This window comes from Enterobacter cloacae complex sp. IR5459, from assembly GCF_049238005.1.
In the GTDB taxonomy this organism is placed as follows: Bacteria; Pseudomonadota; Gammaproteobacteria; order Enterobacterales; family Enterobacteriaceae; genus Enterobacter; species Enterobacter hormaechei_C.
The window spans coordinates 479,772-500,229 of the sequence record NZ_JBMKIG010000002.1 but is presented as its reverse complement, the minus strand read 5'-3'; the positions used below and the strand labels follow the sequence as shown (position 1 = coordinate 500,229).

The window sequence follows — 20,458 nt, the reverse complement described above, 5'->3', positions numbered from 1 at the left end:
CTCAATGGGTGAGGTTGTGATAGCATTCCCCTCCATTAATTCACCTTCCAGCGTTGCAGAGCCTGCCCATGAGTTATCAGGTGTTAGCCCGTAAATGGCGACCACAAACCTTTGCTGACGTTGTCGGTCAGGAACATGTGCTGACGGCCCTGGCGAACGGCTTGTCGCTAGGTCGCATCCATCACGCCTATCTTTTTTCCGGCACCCGCGGCGTCGGTAAAACCTCTATTGCCCGTCTGCTGGCAAAAGGTCTGAACTGCGAAACCGGGATCACCGCCACCCCGTGCGGCGTGTGCGACAACTGTCGTGAGATCGAGCAGGGGCGTTTTGTCGATCTGATTGAGATCGACGCCGCCTCGCGCACCAAAGTGGAAGACACCCGCGATCTGCTCGACAACGTGCAGTACGCCCCGGCGCGCGGCCGCTTCAAGGTCTATCTGATCGATGAAGTGCACATGCTGTCGCGCCACAGCTTCAACGCCCTGCTGAAAACGCTGGAAGAGCCGCCTGCGCATGTCAAATTCCTGCTGGCGACCACCGATCCGCAAAAGCTGCCGGTCACGATCCTCTCACGCTGCCTGCAATTCCATCTGAAGGCGCTCGACGTTGAGCAGATCCGCGCTCAGCTTGAGCATATCCTCGATGAAGAGAACATTGTCCATGAACCGCGCGCGCTGCAACTGCTGGCCCGTGCCGCGGACGGCAGCCTGCGCGATGCGCTGAGCCTGACCGACCAGGCGATTGCCAGCGGTGACGGTAAACTCTCCACCGACGCGGTCAGCACCATGCTCGGCACGCTGGATGACGATCAGGCGCTGTCGCTTATTGAAGCGATGATTGCCGCCAACGGTGAGCGGGTAATGACCCTCGTCAACGACGCCGCCGCCCGTGGCATTGAGTGGGAAGCGCTGCTGGTCGAGATGCTCAGCCTGCTACACCGCGTGGCGATGCTGCAACTGTCCCCGTCGGCCATTGGCGCGGACATGGCGACCATTGAACAGCGGATGCGTGAACTTGCGCGCACCGTGCCGCCGGCTGACGTTCAGCTTTATTATCAGACGCTGCTGATCGGCCGCAAAGAGCTGCCGTTTGCACCGGATCGCCGGATGGGCGTTGAAATGACGCTGCTGCGCGCACTGGCCTTCCATCCGCGCAAGCCACTGCCGGAGCCGGAAACGCCCCGGCAGTCCTTTGCGCCGGTTGCGCCGACCGCGGTAATGTCACCGCAGCAGGTGCCACCGCAACCGGCATCGCCGCCGCCGCAAAACGTGCCGCTGTCGGATGCCACCAGTTCGGTGCTTGCCGCACGAAGCCAGTTGCAACGTGCGCAGGGAGCAACCAAACCAAAAAAGAGTGAACCGGCAGCGCCTGCAAGAGCGCGGCCGGTGAACAACGCCGCGCTTGAACGACTGGCCTCGGTAACGGAGCGCGTGCAGTCGCGTCCGGCACCGTCCGCGCTCGAGCAAAAAGCCCCGGCGAAAGAAGAGGCATACCGCTGGAAGGCGACTACCGTTGTTGAAACGGTCAAGGAAGTGGTCGCCACGCCAAAAGCGCTGAAAAAGGCGCTGGAGCATGAAAAAACGCCGGAGCTGTCCGCGAAGCTTGCGGAAGAGTCCATCGAGCGCGACGCCTGGGCCGCCGAGGTCAGCAAACTCCAGCTGCCGAAGCTGGTTGAGCAGGTCGCGCTGAACGCCTGGAAAGAGCAGGACGGTAATCAGGTGCGTCTGCACCTGCGCCCTGGGCAGCGGCACCTCAACTCCCCTGGCGCGCAAAAGGCGCTGGCCGAGGCGCTTACCGCATTACAGGGTGTGCCGGTTGAATTGACTATCATTGAAGATGATAATCCGGCGGTGAAAACGCCGCTCGAGTGGCGACAGGCGATTTATGAAGAGAAGCTCGCGCAGGCGCGCGAGTCGATTATCGCGGATAACAACATCCAGACCCTGCGCCGGTTCTTCGACGCCGATCTGGATGAAGAGAGTATTCGCCCCATTTGATCGTGAGTCTGACTTACGGTTGTAATCCTTAACGTGAAAGAAGAGAGAAGCCTATGTTTGGTGGAAAAGGCGGTCTGGGTGGCCTGATGAAGCAGGCTCAGCAGATGCAGGAAAAAATGCAGAAGATGCAGGAAGAGATCGCTCAACTGGAAGTCACGGGTGAATCCGGTGCCGGTCTGGTCAAGGTGACCATCAACGGTGCGCATAACTGCCGTCGCGTGGAAATCGACCCGAGCCTGCTCGAAGACGACAAAGAGATGCTGGAAGATCTGGTTGCAGCCGCGTTTAACGATGCCGCTCGCCGTATCGACGAAACCCAGAAAGAGAAAATGGCCTCTGTTTCCAGCGGTATGCAACTGCCGCCGGGCTTTAAGATGCCATTCTGATGCAAACCAGTCCGCTGCTCACGCAGTTAATGGAAGCACTGCGCTGCCTGCCGGGCGTTGGCCCGAAGTCGGCGCAGCGTATGGCGTTTACGCTATTGCAGCGCGACCGCAGCGGCGGGATGCGCCTGGCGCAGGCTCTGACCCGCGCCATGTCAGAAATTGGTCACTGTGCGGATTGCCGTACCTTTACCGAGCAGGACGTATGCAACATCTGCACGAACCCGCGTCGTCAGGAAAACGGTCAGATTTGCGTGGTGGAGAGTCCGGCGGACATCTACGCCATCGAACAAACCGGGCAGTTTTCCGGCCGCTATTTTGTGCTGATGGGGCATCTCTCCCCGCTGGACGGCATCGGCCCGGACGATATCGGTCTCGATCGTCTGGAGCAGCGCCTGGAGTCGGAAACCATCAAAGAGGTGATCCTCGCCACCAACCCCACGGTGGAAGGGGAGGCAACCGCCAACTACATCGCCGAACTGTGCGCGCAGTACGGCGTTGACGCCAGCCGCATCGCCCACGGCGTGCCGGTCGGCGGTGAGCTGGAGATGGTCGACGGCACCACGCTGTCGCACTCGCTGGCCGGACGTCACAAGATTATTTTCTGACCAAACGGAGGCTGCGCGCGCGGCCTCCGCTTGAAAATTTCCCCCCTTATCCCCATCTCTCACTCAACGTTTTACAACCCCATTAAATGGCATTGTTGAGGTCGACTTAGATGAAAGGACAAGAAACCCGTGGTTTCCAGTCAGAAGTAAAACAGCTTCTGCACCTGATGATCCATTCCCTGTATTCCAACAAAGAAATTTTCCTGCGTGAGCTGATTTCCAACGCCTCCGATGCGGCGGACAAGCTGCGCTTCCGCGCGCTGTCTAACCCGGATCTGTATGAAGGCGACGGCGAACTGCGCGTGCGCGTCTCGTTCAATAAAGAGAACCGCACCCTGACGATTGCCGATAACGGCATCGGGATGAACCGCGACGAGGTGATCGACCACCTCGGGACCATCGCCAAATCCGGCACCAAAGCGTTCCTTGAGTCCATGGGCTCTGACCAGGCGAAAGACAGCCAGCTGATTGGTCAGTTCGGCGTAGGCTTCTACTCGGCGTTCATCGTGGCGGACAAAGTCACCGTGCGCACCCGCGCCGCGGGCGACAGCGCCGAGAACGGCGTGCTGTGGGAATCCAAAGGGGAAGGCGAGTACACCGTTGATGACATCACCAAAGCGGATCGCGGCACCGAAATCACCCTGCACCTGCGTGAAGGCGAAGACGATTTCCTGAACGACTGGCGCGTACGCTCCATCATCAGCAAGTATTCCGACCACATCGCGCTGCCGGTTGAGATTGAAAAACAGGAAGAGAAAGACGGCGAAACCGTGGTTTCCTGGGAGAAAATCAACAAGGCGCAGGCGCTGTGGACGCGTAACAAATCTGAAATTAAAGACGACGAGTACAACGAATTCTACAAGCACATCGCCCACGACTTTACCGACCCGCTGACCTGGAGCCACAACCGTGTGGAAGGTAAGCAGGAGTACACCAGCCTGCTGTACATCCCGGCACAGGCGCCGTGGGACATGTGGAACCGCGATCACAAGCATGGCCTGAAGCTGTACGTGCAGCGCGTGTTCATCATGGACGACGCCGAGCAGTTCATGCCGAACTATCTGCGCTTTGTGCGCGGCCTGATTGATTCCAACGACCTGCCGCTGAACGTCTCGCGTGAAATCCTTCAGGACAGCACCGTCACCCGTAACCTGCGTAACGCCCTGACCAAACGTGCGTTGCAGATGCTGGAAAAACTGGCGAAGGACGATGCGGAAAAATACCAGACCTTCTGGAAACAGTTTGGCCTGGTGCTGAAAGAAGGTCCGGCGGAAGACACCGCGAATGTGGAAGCTATCGCTAAACTGCTGCGCTTCGCCTCTACGCACAACGACTCCTCCGCCCAGACCGTGTCGCTGGAAGAGTACGTCTCCCGCATGAAAGAAGGGCAGGAGAAGATCTACTACATCACCGCCGACAGCTATGCGGCAGCGAACAGCAGCCCGCACCTGGAGCTGCTGCGTAAGAAAGGCATCGAAGTGCTGCTGCTGTCTGACCGCATCGACGAGTGGATGATGAACTACCTGACCGAGTTCGACGGTAAATCCTTCCAGTCCGTTGCCAAAGCCGACGAGTCTATCGATAAGCTGGCGGATGAAGTGGACGAAAGCGCGAAAGAAGCCGAGAAGGCGCTGGAGCCGTTCATTGAGCGCGTGAAAACCCTGCTGGGTGACCGCGTGAAAGAGGTGCGCTTCACGCACCGTCTGACCGATACGCCTGCCATTGTCACCACCGATGCGGACGAAATGAGCACCCAGATGGCGAAGCTGTTCGCTGCGGCGGGCCAGGCCGTGCCGGAAGTGAAATATATCTTTGAGCTTAATCCGGATCATCCGCTGGTGAAACGCGCGGCGGATACCCAGGACGACGCCCGCTTTGCGGAGTGGGTTGAACTGCTGCTGGATCAGTCCCTGCTGGCCGAGCGCGGTACGCTGGAAGATCCTAACCTGTTCATTAAACGTGTGAATGCGCTGCTGCTGGCGTAATCTTTCCTCACCCCGGCCCTCTCCCACAGGGAGAGGGTGAAAGAGTTCCCTCTCCCTGTGGGAGAGGGTTAGGGTGAGGGCACCAGACCGCACGAAGCCAAATTATCTCCCCTCATTAACCGTTTCAGCCTCCCCGCCTTCCTTGAGCGATACCCGTTCTGGTGGTATTGTTTAGCGCTTTTGAAAAATTGAATCGACATTTGAGGGGATTTTCGCAATGCGTATTATTCTGCTTGGCGCTCCGGGCGCGGGTAAGGGAACTCAGGCTCAGTTCATCATGGAGAAATACGGTATTCCGCAAATCTCTACTGGTGACATGCTGCGTGCCGCTGTTAAATCTGGCTCCGAGCTGGGCAAACAAGCTAAAGACATCATGGACGCAGGCAAGCTGGTGACCGACGAACTGGTTATCGCGCTGGTAAAAGAGCGCATTGCTCAGGAAGACTGCCGCAATGGTTTCCTGCTGGACGGCTTCCCGCGCACCATTCCTCAGGCTGACGCCATGAAAGAAGCGGGCATCAACGTGGATTACGTGCTGGAGTTCGACGTACCGGACGAGCTGATCGTTGACCGTATCGTTGGCCGTCGCGTACACGCTGCTTCTGGCCGCGTTTACCACATTAAATTCAACCCACCTAAGGTTGAAGGCAAAGACGACGTGACCGGCGAAGAGCTGACCACCCGTAAAGACGATCAGGAAGGAACCGTGCGTAAACGCCTGGTGGAATACCATCAGATGACCGCACCGCTGATCGGCTACTACACCAAAGAAGCGCAGGCGGGTAACACCAAATACGCGAAAGTGGACGGCACCAAAGCCGTGGCTGACGTACGTGCAGAGCTGGAAAAAATTCTCGGCTAAGCGCACCTCTCTCACCCGGAGCCCCGGGTGAGAAAAATTCTCATCTTACCTATTGCAGCAATGGGTTTCGTTTAAACGCATTTCCGCTACAATTGACAGCCTATCAAATGGTTAAGAGGCGTGAATGAGTCAGGCGAAAACCGGCATCCTGCTTGCCAATCTGGGCACCCCAGAAGCACCTACTCCAGCGGCGGTAAAACGCTACCTGCGACAATTTTTAAGCGACACGCGCGTCGTGGATACCCCAAGACTGCTGTGGTGGCCACTGCTGCGTGGCGTCATTCTGCCGATTCGTTCCCCGCGTGTGGCAAAGCTCTATCAGTCCGTGTGGATGGAAGAGGGCTCGCCGCTGATGGTGTACAGCCGTCGTCAGGAGAAGGCGCTGGCCGCACGCCTGCCGGACATGCCCGTTGCGCTCGGCATGAGCTACGGTAAGCCGTCCCTGGAAAGCGCCGTTGACTCTCTGCTGGCGCAGGGCGTTGAACACATTGTGGTGCTGGCTCTATATCCGCAGTATTCGTGCTCCACGGTAGCTGCCGTCTGGGACGAACTGGGGCGCATTCTGGCGACCCGCCGCCGTATACCGGGTATCACCTTTATCCGCGACTACGCCGATAACGAGCTGTACATTCAGGCGCTTGCCAGCAGCGTGCGCGCGTCGTTTGAAAAACACGGCGAGCCGGATCTGCTGCTGCTCTCCTATCACGGTATTCCGCAGCGTTTCGCGAACGAAGGGGACGATTACCCCCAGCGTTGCCGCGATACCACCCGCGAGCTGGTCTCCGCCCTCGGCCTGCCGCCTGAGAAGGTGATGATGACCTTCCAGTCGCGCTTCGGCCGTGAACCTTGGCTGACCCCGTATACTGATGAAACGCTAAAAATGCTGGGCGAGAAGGGCGTAAAGCACATTCAGGTGATGTCGCCGGGCTTCTCGGCGGACTGTCTGGAAACGCTGGAAGAAATTGCCGTCCAGAACAAAGAGTTCTTTATGGAGGCGGGCGGAACGAAATACGAATACATTCCTGCGCTTAACGACTCCCCTGAACACATCGACATGATGGTGTCACTGGTCACCACCCGCCGCTGATCGCGTTACGGGCCGGGTTTGTGCTACCATTCCCGGCCCGTATTCTTTGCACAGTTCAGACCATGAAATTTCCCGGTAAACGTAAGTCCAAACACTATTTCCCCGTCGATGCCCGCGATCCGCTGTTACAGCAAATTCAGCAGGAAAGCGAAACCAGCGCTGCCTGGGTGGTCGGTATCGATCAGACGCTGGTGGACATTGAAGCCAAAGTGGATGATGCGTTTGTCGCACGTTACGGTCTGAGCGCCGGGCACTCGCTGGTGATTGAGGATGACGTTGCTGAAGCGCTGTATCAGGAGCTGGTGCGCGAAAATCTTATCACCCACCAGTTTGCCGGCGGCACTATCGGCAACACCATGCACAACTACTCCGTACTGGCAGACGACCGCTCGGTGCTGCTTGGCGTGATGTGCAGCAATATCGAAATCGGTGGCTACGCCTACCGCTACCTGTGCAATACCTCCAGCCGCACCGATCTGAACTATTTACAGGGCGTTGACGGGCCGATTGGCCGCTGCTTTACGCTGATAAGCGATTCCGGCGAGCGTACCTTTGCCATCAGCCCCGGCCATATGAATAAGCTGCGCGCTGAAAGTATCCCGGAAGAGGTGATCGCGGGCGCGTCTGCGCTGGTACTGACCTCCTATCTGGTGCGCTGCAAGCCGGGCGAACCAATGCCGGACGCAACCATGAAGGCAATTGAGTACGCGAAGAAATACAACGTGCCTGTGGTTCTGACGCTGGGCACCAAATTCGTCATTGCCGACAACCCGGAGTGGTGGCAGGCCTTCCTGAAAGAACACGTCTCGATTCTGGCGATGAATGAAGAAGAAGCCGAAGCGCTGACCGGTGAAAGCGATCCGCTGCTGGCGTCTGATAAGGCGCTGGACTGGGTGGACCTGGTGCTCTGCACCGCCGGGCCGGTCGGGCTGTACATGGCGGGCTTCACGGAAGAAGAGAGCAAGCGTAAAACCCAGCACCCGCTGCTGCCGGGTGCAATCGCCGAATTTAACCAGTACGAGTTCAGCCGCGCTATGCGTCATAAAGACTGCATCAACCCGCTGCGCATCTTCTCTCACATCGCACCGTATATGGGTGGCCCTGAGAAGATCATGAACACCAACGGCGCGGGCGACGGCGCGCTGGCCGCGCTGCTGCACGACATTACCGCCAACGCCTACCACAAAACCAACGTGCCGAATTCCAGCAAACATACCTTCGACTGGCTGACCTATTCCTCGCTGGCGCAGGTGTGTAAGTACGCGAACCGCGTGAGTTATCAGGTGCTGAACCAGCATTCTCCGCGCTTAACGCGGGGGCTGCCGGAACGGGAAGACAGCCTCGAAGAGGCTTATTGGGACAGGTAAAAGTAAAACGGCAACCTGTGGTTGCCGTTTTTAGTGTTTGTTCCCTCTCCCTGCGGGAGAGGGTCAGGGTGAGGGCATCAGGCAGCACAAAACTTACCCCGTTACTGCCTCTTCAACCGGCGGTTTCGTCAGCATTGTCAGCATCGTATTCGCAATCTCACGCTCACCCATCACCACCTGATTCGCGCCGCGCTCGGTGATGTACTCCACTTCGTCATCATAATGGGCGCGGGCAATGATTTCGATATGCGGGCATTTTTCACGGGCTGTGGCGACAATTTCACCAGCCTCGTAACCGTTCGGGATAGTGAGCAGCAGCCAGCGAGCGCAGTCCAGATGCGCCAGATTCATAATCTCTTCGTTAGCCGCGTTGCCCAGCACCGCGCGGATGCCACGCTCGCGAAGTTCGTCGACGCGGGTGCGTGACGTTTCAATCACTACAAGTGGAATGCCCTGAGCCATCAGTTTTTCACCCAGCAGGCTGCCGACGCGGCCAAAACCGACCAGCAGCGCGTGGTTGCAGATATCCACCGGGATCTGTTTCTCTTCTTCTGTCGCCTCTTCCAGCGTCAGCTCTTCGAGGGTTTCGGTCTTCTCGAGATATTTCTCCAGCAGGGCAAACAATACCGGGTTCAACATGATGGAGAGGATCGCCCCCGCCAGCACCAGATTTTGCCCAGCCTGTGGGAGCAGGTTCAGGGCCATCCCCAGACCGGCAAGAATAAAGGCGAACTCGCCAATCTGCGCCAGGCTGGCGGCGATGGTCAGCGCCGTGCGCGGCGAGTGACCGAACATCCGCACCAGGAAGAAGGCGGCAACGGACTTACCAAAGATGATGATTGCCAGCGTACCCAGCACGGCCAGCGGCTGCTGGATGAGGATCAACGGGTCGAACAGCATCCCGACGGAGACGAAGAACAGCACCGCGAATGCATCACGTAGCGGCAGGGTATCGTGCGCGGCGCGGTGGCTCAGCTCGGACTCGTTCAGCACCATCCCGGCGAAGAACGCGCCCAGCGCAAAGGAGACGTCAAACAGCTCGACGGCGCCAAAGGCAATGCCCAGCGCCAGCGCAAGGACTGAAAGCGTGAACAGTTCACGCGAGCCCGTGGCGGCGCTGCGGGACATGATCCACGGCACCAGACGGCGGCCCACCAGCATCATGATGGCGATAAACGCCACAACCTTACCGATGGTAATGCTCATATCCAGTGCCAGCGAGGCGAAGCCGATATTCTCTTTTTCCATCATCCCGGCGACGGCGGGCAGCAGAACCAGCGTCAACACCATTACCAGATCTTCAACAATCAGCCAGCCTATCGCGATTTGCCCGCGCTGGCTGTCTATCAGCTGCCTCTCTTCAAGCGCGCGCAGCAGCACCACGGTACTGGCGGTTGAAAGACACAGCCCAAATACGATACCGGTCATGATTGACCAGCCCAGCACCGCCGAAAGCGCCATGCCCAGCAGCGTCGCCACCCCTATCTGGGCGATCGCTCCCGGTATGGCGATCGACTTTACCGCCATCAGATCCTTCAGGGAAAAATGCAGCCCGACGCCAAACATCAGCAGGATCACGCCTAATTCCGCCAGCTCAGGCGCCAGTTTGGTATCTGCGACAAAACCCGGCGTAAAGGGCCCTGCCAGCACGCCCGCCAGCAAATAGCCTACCAGGGGCGAAATACGCAGTTTATTGGCAATCATGCCGAGAATAAAAGCGAGCACAAGTCCACCAACAATGGTGGTGATAAGCGGTGTGGCGTGGTGCATTCCGTCTCCTTTTGCGATGGGTGATCCATTTTTGGTGCAAATACCAAAAAGCCGATTAATAGTTTATGACAATTTTTACGCTTATGTTTATGAATAATTGTTGAAAACACAATAAAAAGGCAATAAGCATGAAAAAAGGCAGATTTTGATAAATTTGCTGAGGGGAGGGAGAGGAAAGCCTTATGGCATCAGGTTATCCGGCTGCCAAAGTTTAACTTTGGCAGCCGTGAAGTTACGCTTTATGACGGTTGTCAGGCAGGAATATGGTCAACATCCCCAGAAGTGGCAGGAAAGCGCAGATTTTATAGACGAGGAAGATGCTGGTGTGGTCTGCAACCATCCCTAACACGGCTGCGCCAAGGCCGCCCATGCCAAAGGCAAAACCGAAAAAGAGGCCGGAAACCATACCGATACGTCCCGGCAGCAGTTCCTGCGCATAGACCAGAATGGCTGAAAACGCCGACGCGAGAATAAAACCAATAATCACCGTCAATATTCCGGTCCATTCCAGCGTTGCGTACGGTAAAACAAGCGTAAACGGCGCAACGCCGAGGATAGAGCCCCAAATCACATATTTACGTCCGATTTTATCTCCCACAGGGCCGCCAATCACCGTGCCTGCCGCCACCGCAAACAGGAAGGCAAAGAGATGGAACTGGGCGTTTTGTACCGATAATCCGAATTTTTGCATCAGATAGAAGGTGTAATAGCTGCTGATGCTCGCCATATAGAAATATTTCGAGAAAATCAGCACCAGCAGCACGCTGACGGCAAGGATCACCTTATTGCGCGGAAGGGGGTTGGTTATCTTCACGGCAGGTTTTCCCTTATTTACGCGATGCTGCGCGGCATACCAGCGGCTGATTTGCGCCAGGACGACAATCGCCAGCAGCGCGGCCAGCACAAACCACGCCACGTTGCCTTTACCGTAGGGCGCGATAATCACCGCCGCCAGCAGAGGACCGAGGGAGCTACCAAAGTTCCCCCCCACCTGGAACAGAGACTGCGCCAGCCCGTGGCGTCCGCCGGAGGCCATACGCGCCACGCGGGACGATTCCGGATGGAACACCGATGAACCGGTTCCCACCAGCGCCGCGGCAACCAGTACCGCCTCAAAGCTGCCCGCCATGGCCAGCAGCACCAGCCCGCTCAGGGTGAAGCACATCCCAATGGGCAGCGACCATGGCATCGGGTATTTGTCCGTCCAATAGCCCACCACCGGCTGTAGCAGCGAAGAGGCCAGCTGGAAGGTCAGGGTGATCATCCCGATCTGCACGAAGGTTAATGAGAACTCAGACTGCAACAGCGGGTAGATCGCCAGAATCAGCGACTGGATCATGTCGTTGAGCAGATGAGAGAGACTGATTGCGCCTAATACTTTAAAGGAAGTGCGCGATTTCGGCGGCGACGCCGGAGCGCCCTGGACGGGCTGGGTTGATTCACTGATTGCCATAAATACCACGTCGATTTGTTATTAGAGATGCAGGGAGTAATTATTATCCGACTAACATACCCGTCCGTGACATTTGAAGAAAGTCGCAATTCTGAAAACTTATTTGTCTATTCTTGTGAGTCACTGTAATTTTTGCGTTTGTCTATGGGTCAGGGAGAGAGAAGATGAAGTTAATGAAGCGTGGCGTCGCGCTGGCGCTCATCGCCGCATGGGGGCTAACAAGCCTGCCCGCGCAGGCGTATGAAAAAGATAAAACCTATAAAATTACCATTCTGCATACTAACGATCATCACGGCCATTTCTGGCGCAGCGAATACGGTGAATATGGCCTGGCGGCGCAAAAAACGCTGGTGGACGGCATTCGTAAAGAGGTCGCGGCCCAGGGCGGCAGCGTGCTGTTGCTGTCGGGCGGGGATATTAATACCGGCGTACCGGAATCTGATTTGCAGGATGCCGAGCCTGATTTCCGCGGCATGAATTTAATTGGTTACGACGCGATGGCGGTCGGAAACCACGAGTTTGATAATCCGCTGAGCGTGTTGCGCCAGCAGGAGAAGTGGTCCAAATTCCCGTTCCTTTCCGCCAATATTTATCAGAAAAGCACCGGCGAGCGCTTGTTTAAACCGTGGGCGCTGTTCAAGCGTCAGGATCTGAAGATCGCGGTCATCGGCTTAACCACCGACGATACGGCCAAAATTGGCAACCCTGAATTTTTCACCGACATCGAATTCCGTAAACCGGCGGACGAAGCGAAGCTGGTGATCCAGGAGTTGCAGCAGAATGAAAAACCGGATGTGATTATCGCGACCACCCACATGGGGCATTACGATAACGGTCAGCACGGCTCTAACGCGCCGGGCGACGTGGAGATGGCGCGCAGCCTTCCAGCGGGCTCGCTGGCGATGATTGTGGGCGGTCATTCGCAGGATCCGGTCTGCATGGCTTCTGAGAATAAAAAGCAGGTAGATTATGTGCCCGGCACGCCGTGCGCGCCGGATCGTCAGAACGGGATCTGGATTGTACAGGCCCACGAGTGGGGTAAATACGTTGGCCGCGCGGATTTCGAATTCCGTAACGGCGAGATGAAGCTGGTGCACTATCAGCTCATCCCGGTCAACCTGAAGAAGAAAGTGACCTACCCGGACGGCAAAAGCGAGCGGGTACTCTACACGCCAGAGATCGCTGAAAACCAGCAGATGCTCTCTCTGCTGACGCCGTTCCAGAGCAAAGGGAAAGCGCAGCTGGACGTGAAGATTGGCACGCTTAACGGACGACTGGAAGGGGACCGCAGCAAAGTCCGCTTCGTGCAGACCAACATGGGGCGTCTGGTGCTGGCCGCGCAGATGGCGCGCACGAATGCGGATTTCGCCGTGATGAGCGGCGGCGGTATTCGTGACTCCATCGAAGGCGGAGACATCACCTATAAAGACGTGCTCAAAGTGCAGCCGTTTGGCAACGTGGTGGTCTATGCGGACATGAGCGGGAAGGAGGTGATTGACTACCTGACCGCCGTGGCGCAGATGAAGCCAGATTCCGGGGCGTATCCGCAGTTTGCTAACGTCAGCTTCGTCGCGAAGGACGGTAAGCTCAACGATCTCAAAATCAAAGGCGAACCGGTTGATACGGCGAAAACCTACCGCCTGGCAACGTTAAGCTTTAACGCCACCGGCGGCGACGGCTATCCGCATATCGATAACAAACCGGGCTATGTAAATACCGGGTTTATTGATGCGGAAGTGTTGAAGCAGTTTATCCAGCAAAATTCACCGATTGACGTGAACGCGTATGAGCCGAAAGGTGAGGTGAGCTGGCAGTAGTGTTGTGCGGCCTGATGCCCTCACCCCAACCCTCTCCCACCGGGAGAGGGCGCGAACACAAAAAACGGTAACGCCTGTTACCGTTTTGCTTTTACCTCGCAGCGCCACCGGGCAATTTTCTCAATCCCGGCGCGCAATATCCGCAAATTTCGCGTCCAGCATTTTCGCCAGATCGCCTGCGGACAGTTCGATATCCAGCCCGCGTTTGCCGCCAGAAATATAGATCGTTTCAAATTCTTGCGAAGGCGCATCGATCAGTGTGGGCAGACGCTTTTTCTGGCCGAGCGGGCTGATCCCGCCGACCAGATAACCCGTTGTGCGTTGCGCAACCATCGGGTCTGCCATATCGACCTTTTTCGCTCCCAGCGCTTTGGCCACTTTCTTCAGATCAAGCTGTCCGGCGACGGGCGTTACTGCTACGGCGAGGTGCTTCATATCGCCGTTCACCGCGACCAGCAGCGTTTTGTAGACCTGGTCCGCGTTCAGCCCCAGCTTGCGCACCACTTCATCACCAAAGTTGGTTTCGTTCGGATCGTGATCGTAGGTGTGGATCCGGAAAGAAATTTTGTTTTTTTCGAGTAATTTAACGGCGGGAGTCATGGCTATCCTTCTTACGACAGACGATTCATGCCAGCAGCATACGCCTGACGTTTGTCTAAAAAATAGCACCATCTTGCGCAATAGTATTGGCAGTGATGGTCACTTTGAGCGACAATCGGCGTAGCCGAAGGTCACTTCGGTATAATAAAAACGATGAAATTCCTCTTTGACGGGCCAATAGAAATATTGGCCATTTTTTTATTTCAGCAGCGACGGCAAATTCCCTTCTCCGTACAAATGCAACGCGCCAACCGCGACAACATAACGACCGGCAGGCAGGGCATATAGCGTCTCCCGCCACGCCTGGTTGCGCGCGTTCATCAGCACATCATACAACGATTCACTGAACGTCGACGGTAACGCCAGCTTACCGTCTGCGGGCGGCGCATCCAGCCACCAGCCAATCATCGTTTGCAGCAGACGCGCGTTGGTGTGCCAGTGGGTCAGGGTATCATCCAGCAGTATCAGGCCGTCATCGGGAAGCTGGCGAAGGAGCGCAATCTGGCTGTCCGTGCCTTCCAGTTCAATGATGGACAGGTTGCGCGCCCTTGCCGCATTCAGCAGTTGATAATCGATACCGTAATCGCCGCGCAGCCCCAGGCGCTGCGCCTGGGTTGCCTGTAGCACCATGGCAATTTGCCACAGGGGCAGGGTGTCTAGCATAGAGAGCGAAACGCCGGTCTCATCCGCAAGACGGGTAAGCTCAGCCAGCTGCGTCTCGTTAAGACGTTCCGCCAGGGGGCGGTCGCTTTCCAGCCCGGCAAACGGCGATTCATGGCCGGAGATGTCGGCTTCGACGATCAGCGCGTCGGCGCGCTTCAGCAGTTTAATCAGGCCGGAGGGCAGGGGGGACATATCCTGCGTGCCCATATGAATGCTTCCCACCAGGTGCAGATGCTGCCCGCCCGGAAGCGAAATATCCATACCGGGCCAGGCATAACGGCGGGGAAAAAGGGCGCGAAACGATGTTTTTATACGATTAAACAGACCCATACGCGCTCCATAAACGGAAAGGTTCATGCTAGCGCGTACGGGTACAAGGTTCAATCCTTCGGTTTAAACCGCAGCAGACGGTTAGCGTTGCTCACCACGGTAATTGACGAGAGCGCCATCGCCGCACCCGCAACAACCGGGTTCAGCAGGGTACCGGTCAGCGGCCACAAAATCCCGGCGGCAATCGGAATGCCGAGCGAGTTATAGACGAACGCCCCCAGCAGGTTCTGCTTCATGTTGCGCAACGTGGCTTTCGAAATCGCCAGCGCGTCCGCCACGCCCATCAGGCTGTGGCGCATCAGGGTGATCGCCGCGGTTTCAATGGCGACATCGCTCCCGCCGCCCATCGCAATTCCTACGTCAGCCTGCGCCAGCGCCGGGGCGTCGTTGATGCCGTCGCCCACCATCGCCACCTGGCGACCCTGACTTTGCAGGTTCTTGATGGCGTCCGCTTTGCCGTCCGGCAGCACGCCCGCGATCACCTCATCAATACCGGCTTCTTTGGCGATGGCGTTGGCGGTGGTCGGGTTGTCCCCGGTCAGCATCACCAGACGATAGCCCGCGCGGTGCAGGCGCTGTAAGGCATCTACGCTGTCCTGGCGTAACGGATCGCGCACGGCCAGCAGCGCCGCCACCTGACCATCCCTCGCCAGCAGAACCGGCGTCGCGCCCTGAGAGGCCTGCGCGTTCAGCTCAGCGTCCAGCGCGGACGTATCAACGCCGTGTTCAGTCAGCAGTGCCTGGTTTCCCAGCAGCAGCGTATGGCCTTCGGCTTCACCGCTGACCCCTAAACCGCGCAGGGTGCGGAAGTTACTTACCTGCGGCAGACGGGCATCACCGGCTTTCTCCAGGATGGCGCGCGCCAGCGGGTGGCTGGAGCCTTGTTCCAGCGCGGCGGCCAGGCGCAGGGCATCCGTCTCCGTACAGCCAACGGTACTGACGGCTACCACCTGCGGTTTGCCCTCGGTGAGCGTGCCGGTTTTATCAAAAACAAGGGTGTCCAGCGTGCTTGCCCGTTGCAGGGCGTCAGCATCACGGACCAGTACGCCAAATTCGGCGGCGCGTCCGACGCCAGAGATAATCGACATCGGCGTGGCCAGGCCAAGGGCACAAGGGCAGGCGATGATCAGTACCGTGGTGGCGATCACCAGGGTGTAGACAATCTGCGGCGCCGGGCCGAAGAAATACCAGATTGCCGCGCTCAGCAGGGCAATACCGACGACCACCGGCACAAAAATGGCGGAGATTTTATCGGCAAGCTGACCAATCTCCGGCTTACTGCTCTGCGCCTGGCGGACCATGCGAATGATGCGTGACAGCGTGGTATGGCTCCCGACCGCGCTGGCGCGGAACAGCACGCTGCCGTCCTGCACGACCGTACCGGCATGCACGGCGTCGCCCTGAGATTTCTGCTGAGGAATCGGCTCGCCGGTCAGCATCGCTTCATCCAGCCAGGCATCGCCCTGGGTGATTTCACCGTCGACGGGCACGCGGTCGCCGGTGGTCAGGCGCAGCGTCATTCCCGGCTGTACCTCTGAGAGCGGAACGCTTTTTTCCCCGTCGTCCGTGACCACGCGGGCCGTCGGCGGGGTTAAATCGAGTAATCTTTCCAGCGCTTTCGACGAGCGCTGACGCGCGCGGGCTTCGAGCATATGGCCTAAGTTAATCAGACCGATAATCATCGCACTCGCTTCATAATAGAGATGGCGCGCCTCCATCGGGAACCACTGCGGCCAGACGTTAACGCTCATCGAATAGAGCCACGCCGCGCCGGTCCCGAGGGCGACCAGGGTATCCATCGTCGCGGTGCGGTTTTTCAGGCTCTTCCAGGCGCTGGTATAGAAATGCCCGCCTGCAAACACCATCACCGCAAGGGTAATCAGACCAATCACCAGCCACAGGGTGCGGTTGTCAGCGGTGACCATCATGTTGTCACCCATCATGCCCCACACCATCACCGGAATACCGACCAGCAGGGCGACAATCGCCTGCCAGCGGAAGCGCTTCATGGTGGCGACAGCCGTTTCCTGCTGGCGCTCGCGGCGCTCGGCATCATCTTCGATGGCCTCCGCCCCGTAGCCCGCTTTCTCGACGGCCTGCACTAACTCTGCGGCGGAGGCGCTGCCCATCACCAGCGCAGTACGCTCCGCCAGGTTTACCCGTGCCTGTGCTACACCCGGTACCGCCTGTAAGGCGTTTTGTACCCGGGAAACGCAGCTGGCGCAGCTCATGCCGTTGATCAGCAGTTGTTGGCTGTCATCAATGTCATCAGCTACCGGAAGCTCAGGAGTGGCCGCTGTCAGTGCTTCCGACGGGGATGATGACTCTGCCAGCGGTTTAGCCTTTGGGTGGCTTAACTCCGCCCCGTAACCGGCCTGTTTAATGGTATCAATCAGCGCGTCGGCGCTGGCGCTGCCGGTCACGGCGGCATGATCGATAGTCACCTCAGCGCTTTCCACGTCAGGACGCTGCTCCAGGCTTTCTTTAACGCGTTTGACACAGTGGCCGCAGGAGAGGCCGTCCAGTGTCAGGTCAATAGTGTGAGACATAACAAAACTCCCGTATAATGTTCTGGTCAATTGTTGACCTTCACTCTGCTTTTCGCTAACTGTTATGAAGGTTAAACCTTCCATCAAGGGGAAGGTCAAGGGGGAAATGTGAATATCAGCGATGTTGCGAAAAAAACCGGCTTAACCAGCAAAGCGATTCGCTTTTATGAGGAAAAAGGGCTGGTGACGCCACCGTTGCGCAGTGAGAACGGCTACCGCAGCTATACGCAGCTGCATCTTGATGAACTGACGTTACTGCGCCAGGCAAGACAGGTAGGATTTAACCTTGAAGAGTGCGGCGAGCTGGTTAACCTGTTTAACGATCCGAAACGCCACAGTGCCGACGTGAAAAAACGTACGCTGGAAAAAGTGGCGGAGATCGAACGCCATATCATCGAATTACAGGCGATGCGTGACCAACTGTTACAGCTGGCAGAATCCTGCCCGGGAGATGACAGCGCCGAGTGCCCGATTATCGACAATCTTTCCGGCTGCTGCCACCGTAAAACCCACGCCTAACAGGCTTTAACCCGCAGGGTAATACCTTCCACCGCGATGACCTCAACCCGCGTGCCGGCGCTGAGGTCATCATCGGCCACCACCGGCCACGAACTGTCCCCCACGCGCATATGACCGCGTCCGTTTATTAGCGTGTTATCAAGCGTAAAGCGTTTACCCACTATCTGCTGCCCACGCTGGTTGAGATGCGCGTCGACCGGCTTCTGCGCCTTCACCCGTTTGTTCAGCCAGCGCCACCACAGCCAGGCGGCCAGCAGCGTCAGCACGGCAAACAGCGCGCCCTGCCACTCCCAGCCGACAGGCAGCAGCCAGACGACCAGCCCGGTAATCACCGCGGCAACCCCGCTCCACAGCAGATAACCGTTGCCGCCAAGCATCTCGGCGGCCAGCAGCAGTCCGCCAAGGCTTAGCCAGAACGCATGAGGATGTGCAACGATGAGCTCAATCATTTTTTACGCTCGTTTCCGCCGTCTTTGATCAGTTCGGCAATTCCGGCGATAGACCCCATCAGGCTGCTGGCATCCAGCGGCATCATCACCACTTTGCTGTTGTTCGCGGAGCCGATCTCCTTCAGCGCATCGGTATATTTTTGTGCGACGAAGTAGTTCACGGCCTGGATATCCCCGGCGGCAATCGCCTCGGAGACCATTTGCGTCGCGCGGGCTTCCGCTTCTGCCGAACGTTCACGCGCTTCCGCCTGGAGGAAGGCAGACTGACGGTCGCCCTCGGCTTTCAGGATCTGCGACTGTTTTTCCCCTTCCGCTTTCAGGATTTCAGCCTGACGCACCCCTTCGGCTTCAAGAATATAGGCACGCTTGGTACGCTCGGCCTTCATCTGCGCGTTCATGGAAGCTATCAGCTCTGCCGGTGGGCGCACGTCGCGGATCTCAATGCGTGTCACTTTGATCCCCCACGGATTGGTGGCTTCATCCACAATGTGCAACAGGCGGGTATTAATGCTGTCGCGCTGGGAGAGCATTTCATCCAGCTCCATCGAGCCAAGCACGGTACGGATGTTGGTCATGGTCAGGTTGACGATCGCCAGCTCCAGGTTGCTCACCTCATAGGCCGCTTTTGGCGCATCAATCACCTGAATAAAGCACACCGCATCGATGGTGACGTTGGCGTTATCCTTGGAGATGACTTCCTGAGAAGGGATATCCAGCACCTGCTCCATCATGTTGATCTTGCGCCCAATTCTGTCCATGAACGGGACGATCAGGCTTAAACCCGGCTGAAGGGTATTGGTGTAGCGACCGAAGCGTTCGACGGTCCACTGGTAACCCTGCGGGACAATTTTGACGCCTGCGCCCACGATAACCAGCGCAACGAAAATAAGGACGGGAACAACGATGAGCATAAAAACCTCCTGTTTTGCATGCCGTAACGAGAAAAACTGCGTATTTGTTGAACGTAAGTATATCGGCTAACGAACAGGATTTCGCCCCTGTAAAGAGGTGGGAACCGGACTGGCAGAAATAAAACGCCCCGTTCGGGATGCGGGGCGCAAAGCGTTACTTTTCAGACAAGGTATAGCTGAAGTCAGTGATAAACCCATCCCCGGCGTCAGCGATGGCTTTTGATAATCCCTGATAGTATTTTTCCAGGCCGATGGCCTCTATCTGCTGGATCTGCTCGCGAACGGGAGCGCAGAACAGCACCGCATTGCCCGCTCCGACACGTTTGTTGTTCGGCGGCAGATCGCCAGTAATCGCTTTAAACCAGGTTCTGATCCCTTGCTTTAAGTTGTGCGGCGCTTTTGTAAGATCCTCCTGGCCGGTCAGCACCTGTAGGGTAGGGAATTCATTAGCATTGACGGCGGTTTTCATACGCGCAAAGAACGCGGTAAAAAGCTCAAAAGAGCCGAGATCCGTAACGCGAGGCTTGGTAGTTTTTCCGTTTTTATTGCCCATTTTTCCGGCAGGGGCTGTAGGTGCCGGAACCACATTGACCTTATGCAGATCCAGACCAAACAGCAGATTGCAGTGCGCCCGGCGCTCTTTAAGCGGGTAGGACATCAGCACGTCAATAAACGCCGTCGCCTTCACATCGGCCAGGTCATGGTTAATCAGCCATTGCGAGCGGGCAAATTCCGCAGGGGAAACGAACCAGTCAGGCACCTCAGTAAAGCGTCTGGATTTACCCTTGCCGTCAAACTCGAGAAAGTAAGCCCCATCATCAAAAGCAAAATAGCAGTTTTTAAAGCTACCGATTGTGGTGTTAACGATGAGCGCCTTCTTAACAAAATCGACCACCTCTGCACCCATGACAAAACGCGTGAGTTCAGAAGAATTGATGACTTCCATTAATGTTTCCACATCAGGAACACCAGGCTTCAGGGAGGAGAACTCATAAAAGATATGTGTCATGTTGCTGACTTCCTGTAGTTATAGAGGTGACAATAAACAGGCAAAAAGTTTAACACTTGCTATAGGTTAAGGCTATTCGCGCTGCGTAGCGGAAAGGAT

Annotated in this window: 17 protein-coding genes and 1 other annotated feature; of the genes, 9 read left to right on the top strand and 8 right to left on the bottom strand. The window is 57.1% G+C overall.

Translation table 11 applies throughout. From position 1 onward, the window contains the following. Positions 1-68 precede the first annotated feature (68 nt). The 7 genes from dnaX to ACOTX4_RS05790 all read left to right on the top strand — a co-directional run bounded on the left by dnaX (position 69) and on the right by ACOTX4_RS05790 (position 8,289). Entirely contained in the window at positions 69-1,997 is a 1,929-nt protein-coding gene (dnaX, locus tag ACOTX4_RS05820; protein ID WP_045330208.1) for a DNA polymerase III subunit gamma/tau, read from the top strand. Further along, positions 1,327-1,391, top strand: a sequence feature (DnaX frameshifting element). Its footprint overlaps the gene before it by 65 nt. Positions 1,998-2,050: 53 nt before the next feature. Beyond that, positions 2,051-2,383 carry a YbaB/EbfC family nucleoid-associated protein gene (locus ACOTX4_RS05815; protein ID WP_003858972.1) on the top strand — a complete coding sequence of 111 codons (333 nt, stop codon included), beginning with the start codon at positions 2,051-2,053 and terminating at the stop codon, positions 2,381-2,383. Further along, the gene (gene recR / locus ACOTX4_RS05810; protein WP_006809843.1) at positions 2,383-2,988 is read left to right on the top strand and encodes a recombination mediator RecR; all 606 of its coding nucleotides are present in this window, start codon (positions 2,383-2,385) and stop codon (positions 2,986-2,988) included. Before ACOTX4_RS05815 ends, recR begins: the two co-directional genes overlap by 1 nt. Positions 2,989-3,098: 110 nt before the next feature. Beyond that, the gene (gene htpG, locus ACOTX4_RS05805; protein WP_045330204.1) at positions 3,099-4,973 is read left to right on the top strand and encodes a molecular chaperone HtpG; all 1,875 of its coding nucleotides are present in this window, start codon (positions 3,099-3,101) and stop codon (positions 4,971-4,973) included. A gap of 217 nt (positions 4,974-5,190) precedes the next feature. Then, complete coding sequence (adk, locus tag ACOTX4_RS05800) at positions 5,191-5,835, top strand: adenylate kinase (protein ID WP_045330202.1); 645 nt, start codon at positions 5,191-5,193, stop codon at positions 5,833-5,835. A gap of 124 nt (positions 5,836-5,959) precedes the next feature. After that, positions 5,960-6,922 (top strand): ferrochelatase, encoded by a 963-nt coding sequence (gene hemH / locus ACOTX4_RS05795; RefSeq protein ID WP_003858963.1) that lies wholly within the window; start codon positions 5,960-5,962, stop codon positions 6,920-6,922. A gap of 62 nt (positions 6,923-6,984) precedes the next feature. Next, the gene (locus tag ACOTX4_RS05790) at positions 6,985-8,289 is read left to right on the top strand and encodes an inosine/guanosine kinase (protein WP_022650506.1); all 1,305 of its coding nucleotides are present in this window, start codon (positions 6,985-6,987) and stop codon (positions 8,287-8,289) included. A gap of 93 nt (positions 8,290-8,382) precedes the next feature. Here ACOTX4_RS05790 and ybaL read toward each other — a convergent pair whose 3' ends face one another. Both ybaL and ACOTX4_RS05780 read right to left on the bottom strand, forming a co-directional pair. Then, positions 8,383-10,059, bottom strand: a complete 1,677-nt coding sequence (ybaL, locus tag ACOTX4_RS05785) for a YbaL family putative K(+) efflux transporter (RefSeq protein ID WP_022650507.1) — start codon at positions 10,057-10,059, stop codon at positions 8,383-8,385. A gap of 232 nt (positions 10,060-10,291) precedes the next feature. Beyond that, complete coding sequence (locus tag ACOTX4_RS05780; protein WP_022650508.1) at positions 10,292-11,512, bottom strand: MFS transporter; 1,221 nt, start codon at positions 11,510-11,512, stop codon at positions 10,292-10,294. A gap of 164 nt (positions 11,513-11,676) precedes the next feature. Between ACOTX4_RS05780 and ushA the strand changes: the two genes are divergently transcribed. Then, on the top strand, positions 11,677-13,329 hold the full coding sequence (ushA, locus tag ACOTX4_RS05775) for a bifunctional UDP-sugar hydrolase/5'-nucleotidase UshA (protein ID WP_022650509.1): 1,653 nt from the start codon (positions 11,677-11,679) through the stop codon (positions 13,327-13,329). Positions 13,330-13,449: 120 nt separating this feature from the next. Here the strand turns inward: ushA and ybaK are convergent, their stop codons facing one another. The 3 genes from ybaK to copA form a co-directional block, all read right to left on the bottom strand. Further along, a complete protein-coding gene (gene ybaK / locus ACOTX4_RS05770) occupies positions 13,450-13,929 on the bottom strand; it encodes a Cys-tRNA(Pro)/Cys-tRNA(Cys) deacylase YbaK (protein WP_003858950.1) in 480 nt (159 codons plus the stop codon). Positions 13,930-14,127: 198 nt separating this feature from the next. Beyond that, a complete protein-coding gene (locus ACOTX4_RS05765) occupies positions 14,128-14,922 on the bottom strand; it encodes a TraB/GumN family protein (RefSeq protein ID WP_045330198.1) in 795 nt (264 codons plus the stop codon). Positions 14,923-14,972: 50 nt separating this feature from the next. Continuing rightward, positions 14,973-17,471 (bottom strand): copper-exporting P-type ATPase CopA, encoded by a 2,499-nt coding sequence (copA, locus tag ACOTX4_RS05760; RefSeq protein WP_003858946.1) that lies wholly within the window; start codon positions 17,469-17,471, stop codon positions 14,973-14,975. 108 nt (positions 17,472-17,579) lie between these two features. Here copA and cueR point away from each other — a divergent pair, with 108 nt between their 5' ends. Beyond that, entirely contained in the window at positions 17,580-17,990 is a 411-nt protein-coding gene (gene cueR, locus ACOTX4_RS05755) for a Cu(I)-responsive transcriptional regulator (protein ID WP_045330197.1), read from the top strand. Here cueR and ACOTX4_RS05750 read toward each other — a convergent pair. The 3 genes from ACOTX4_RS05750 to ACOTX4_RS05740 all read right to left on the bottom strand — a co-directional run bounded on the left by ACOTX4_RS05750 (position 17,987) and on the right by ACOTX4_RS05740 (position 20,359). Then, positions 17,987-18,439, bottom strand: a complete 453-nt coding sequence (locus ACOTX4_RS05750) for an NfeD family protein (protein ID WP_022650512.1) — start codon at positions 18,437-18,439, stop codon at positions 17,987-17,989. The two genes, cueR and ACOTX4_RS05750, sit on opposite strands and share 4 nt — an antisense overlap. Continuing rightward, positions 18,436-19,350: an SPFH domain-containing protein gene (locus ACOTX4_RS05745; RefSeq protein WP_003858941.1), complete on the bottom strand. Its 915-nt coding sequence runs from the start codon at positions 19,348-19,350 to the stop codon at positions 18,436-18,438. Before ACOTX4_RS05745 ends, ACOTX4_RS05750 begins: the two co-directional genes overlap by 4 nt. A gap of 154 nt (positions 19,351-19,504) precedes the next feature. Further along, a complete protein-coding gene (locus tag ACOTX4_RS05740; RefSeq protein WP_045330194.1) occupies positions 19,505-20,359 on the bottom strand; it encodes a hypothetical protein in 855 nt (284 codons plus the stop codon). Between the last annotated feature and the right edge of the window lie 99 nt (positions 20,360-20,458).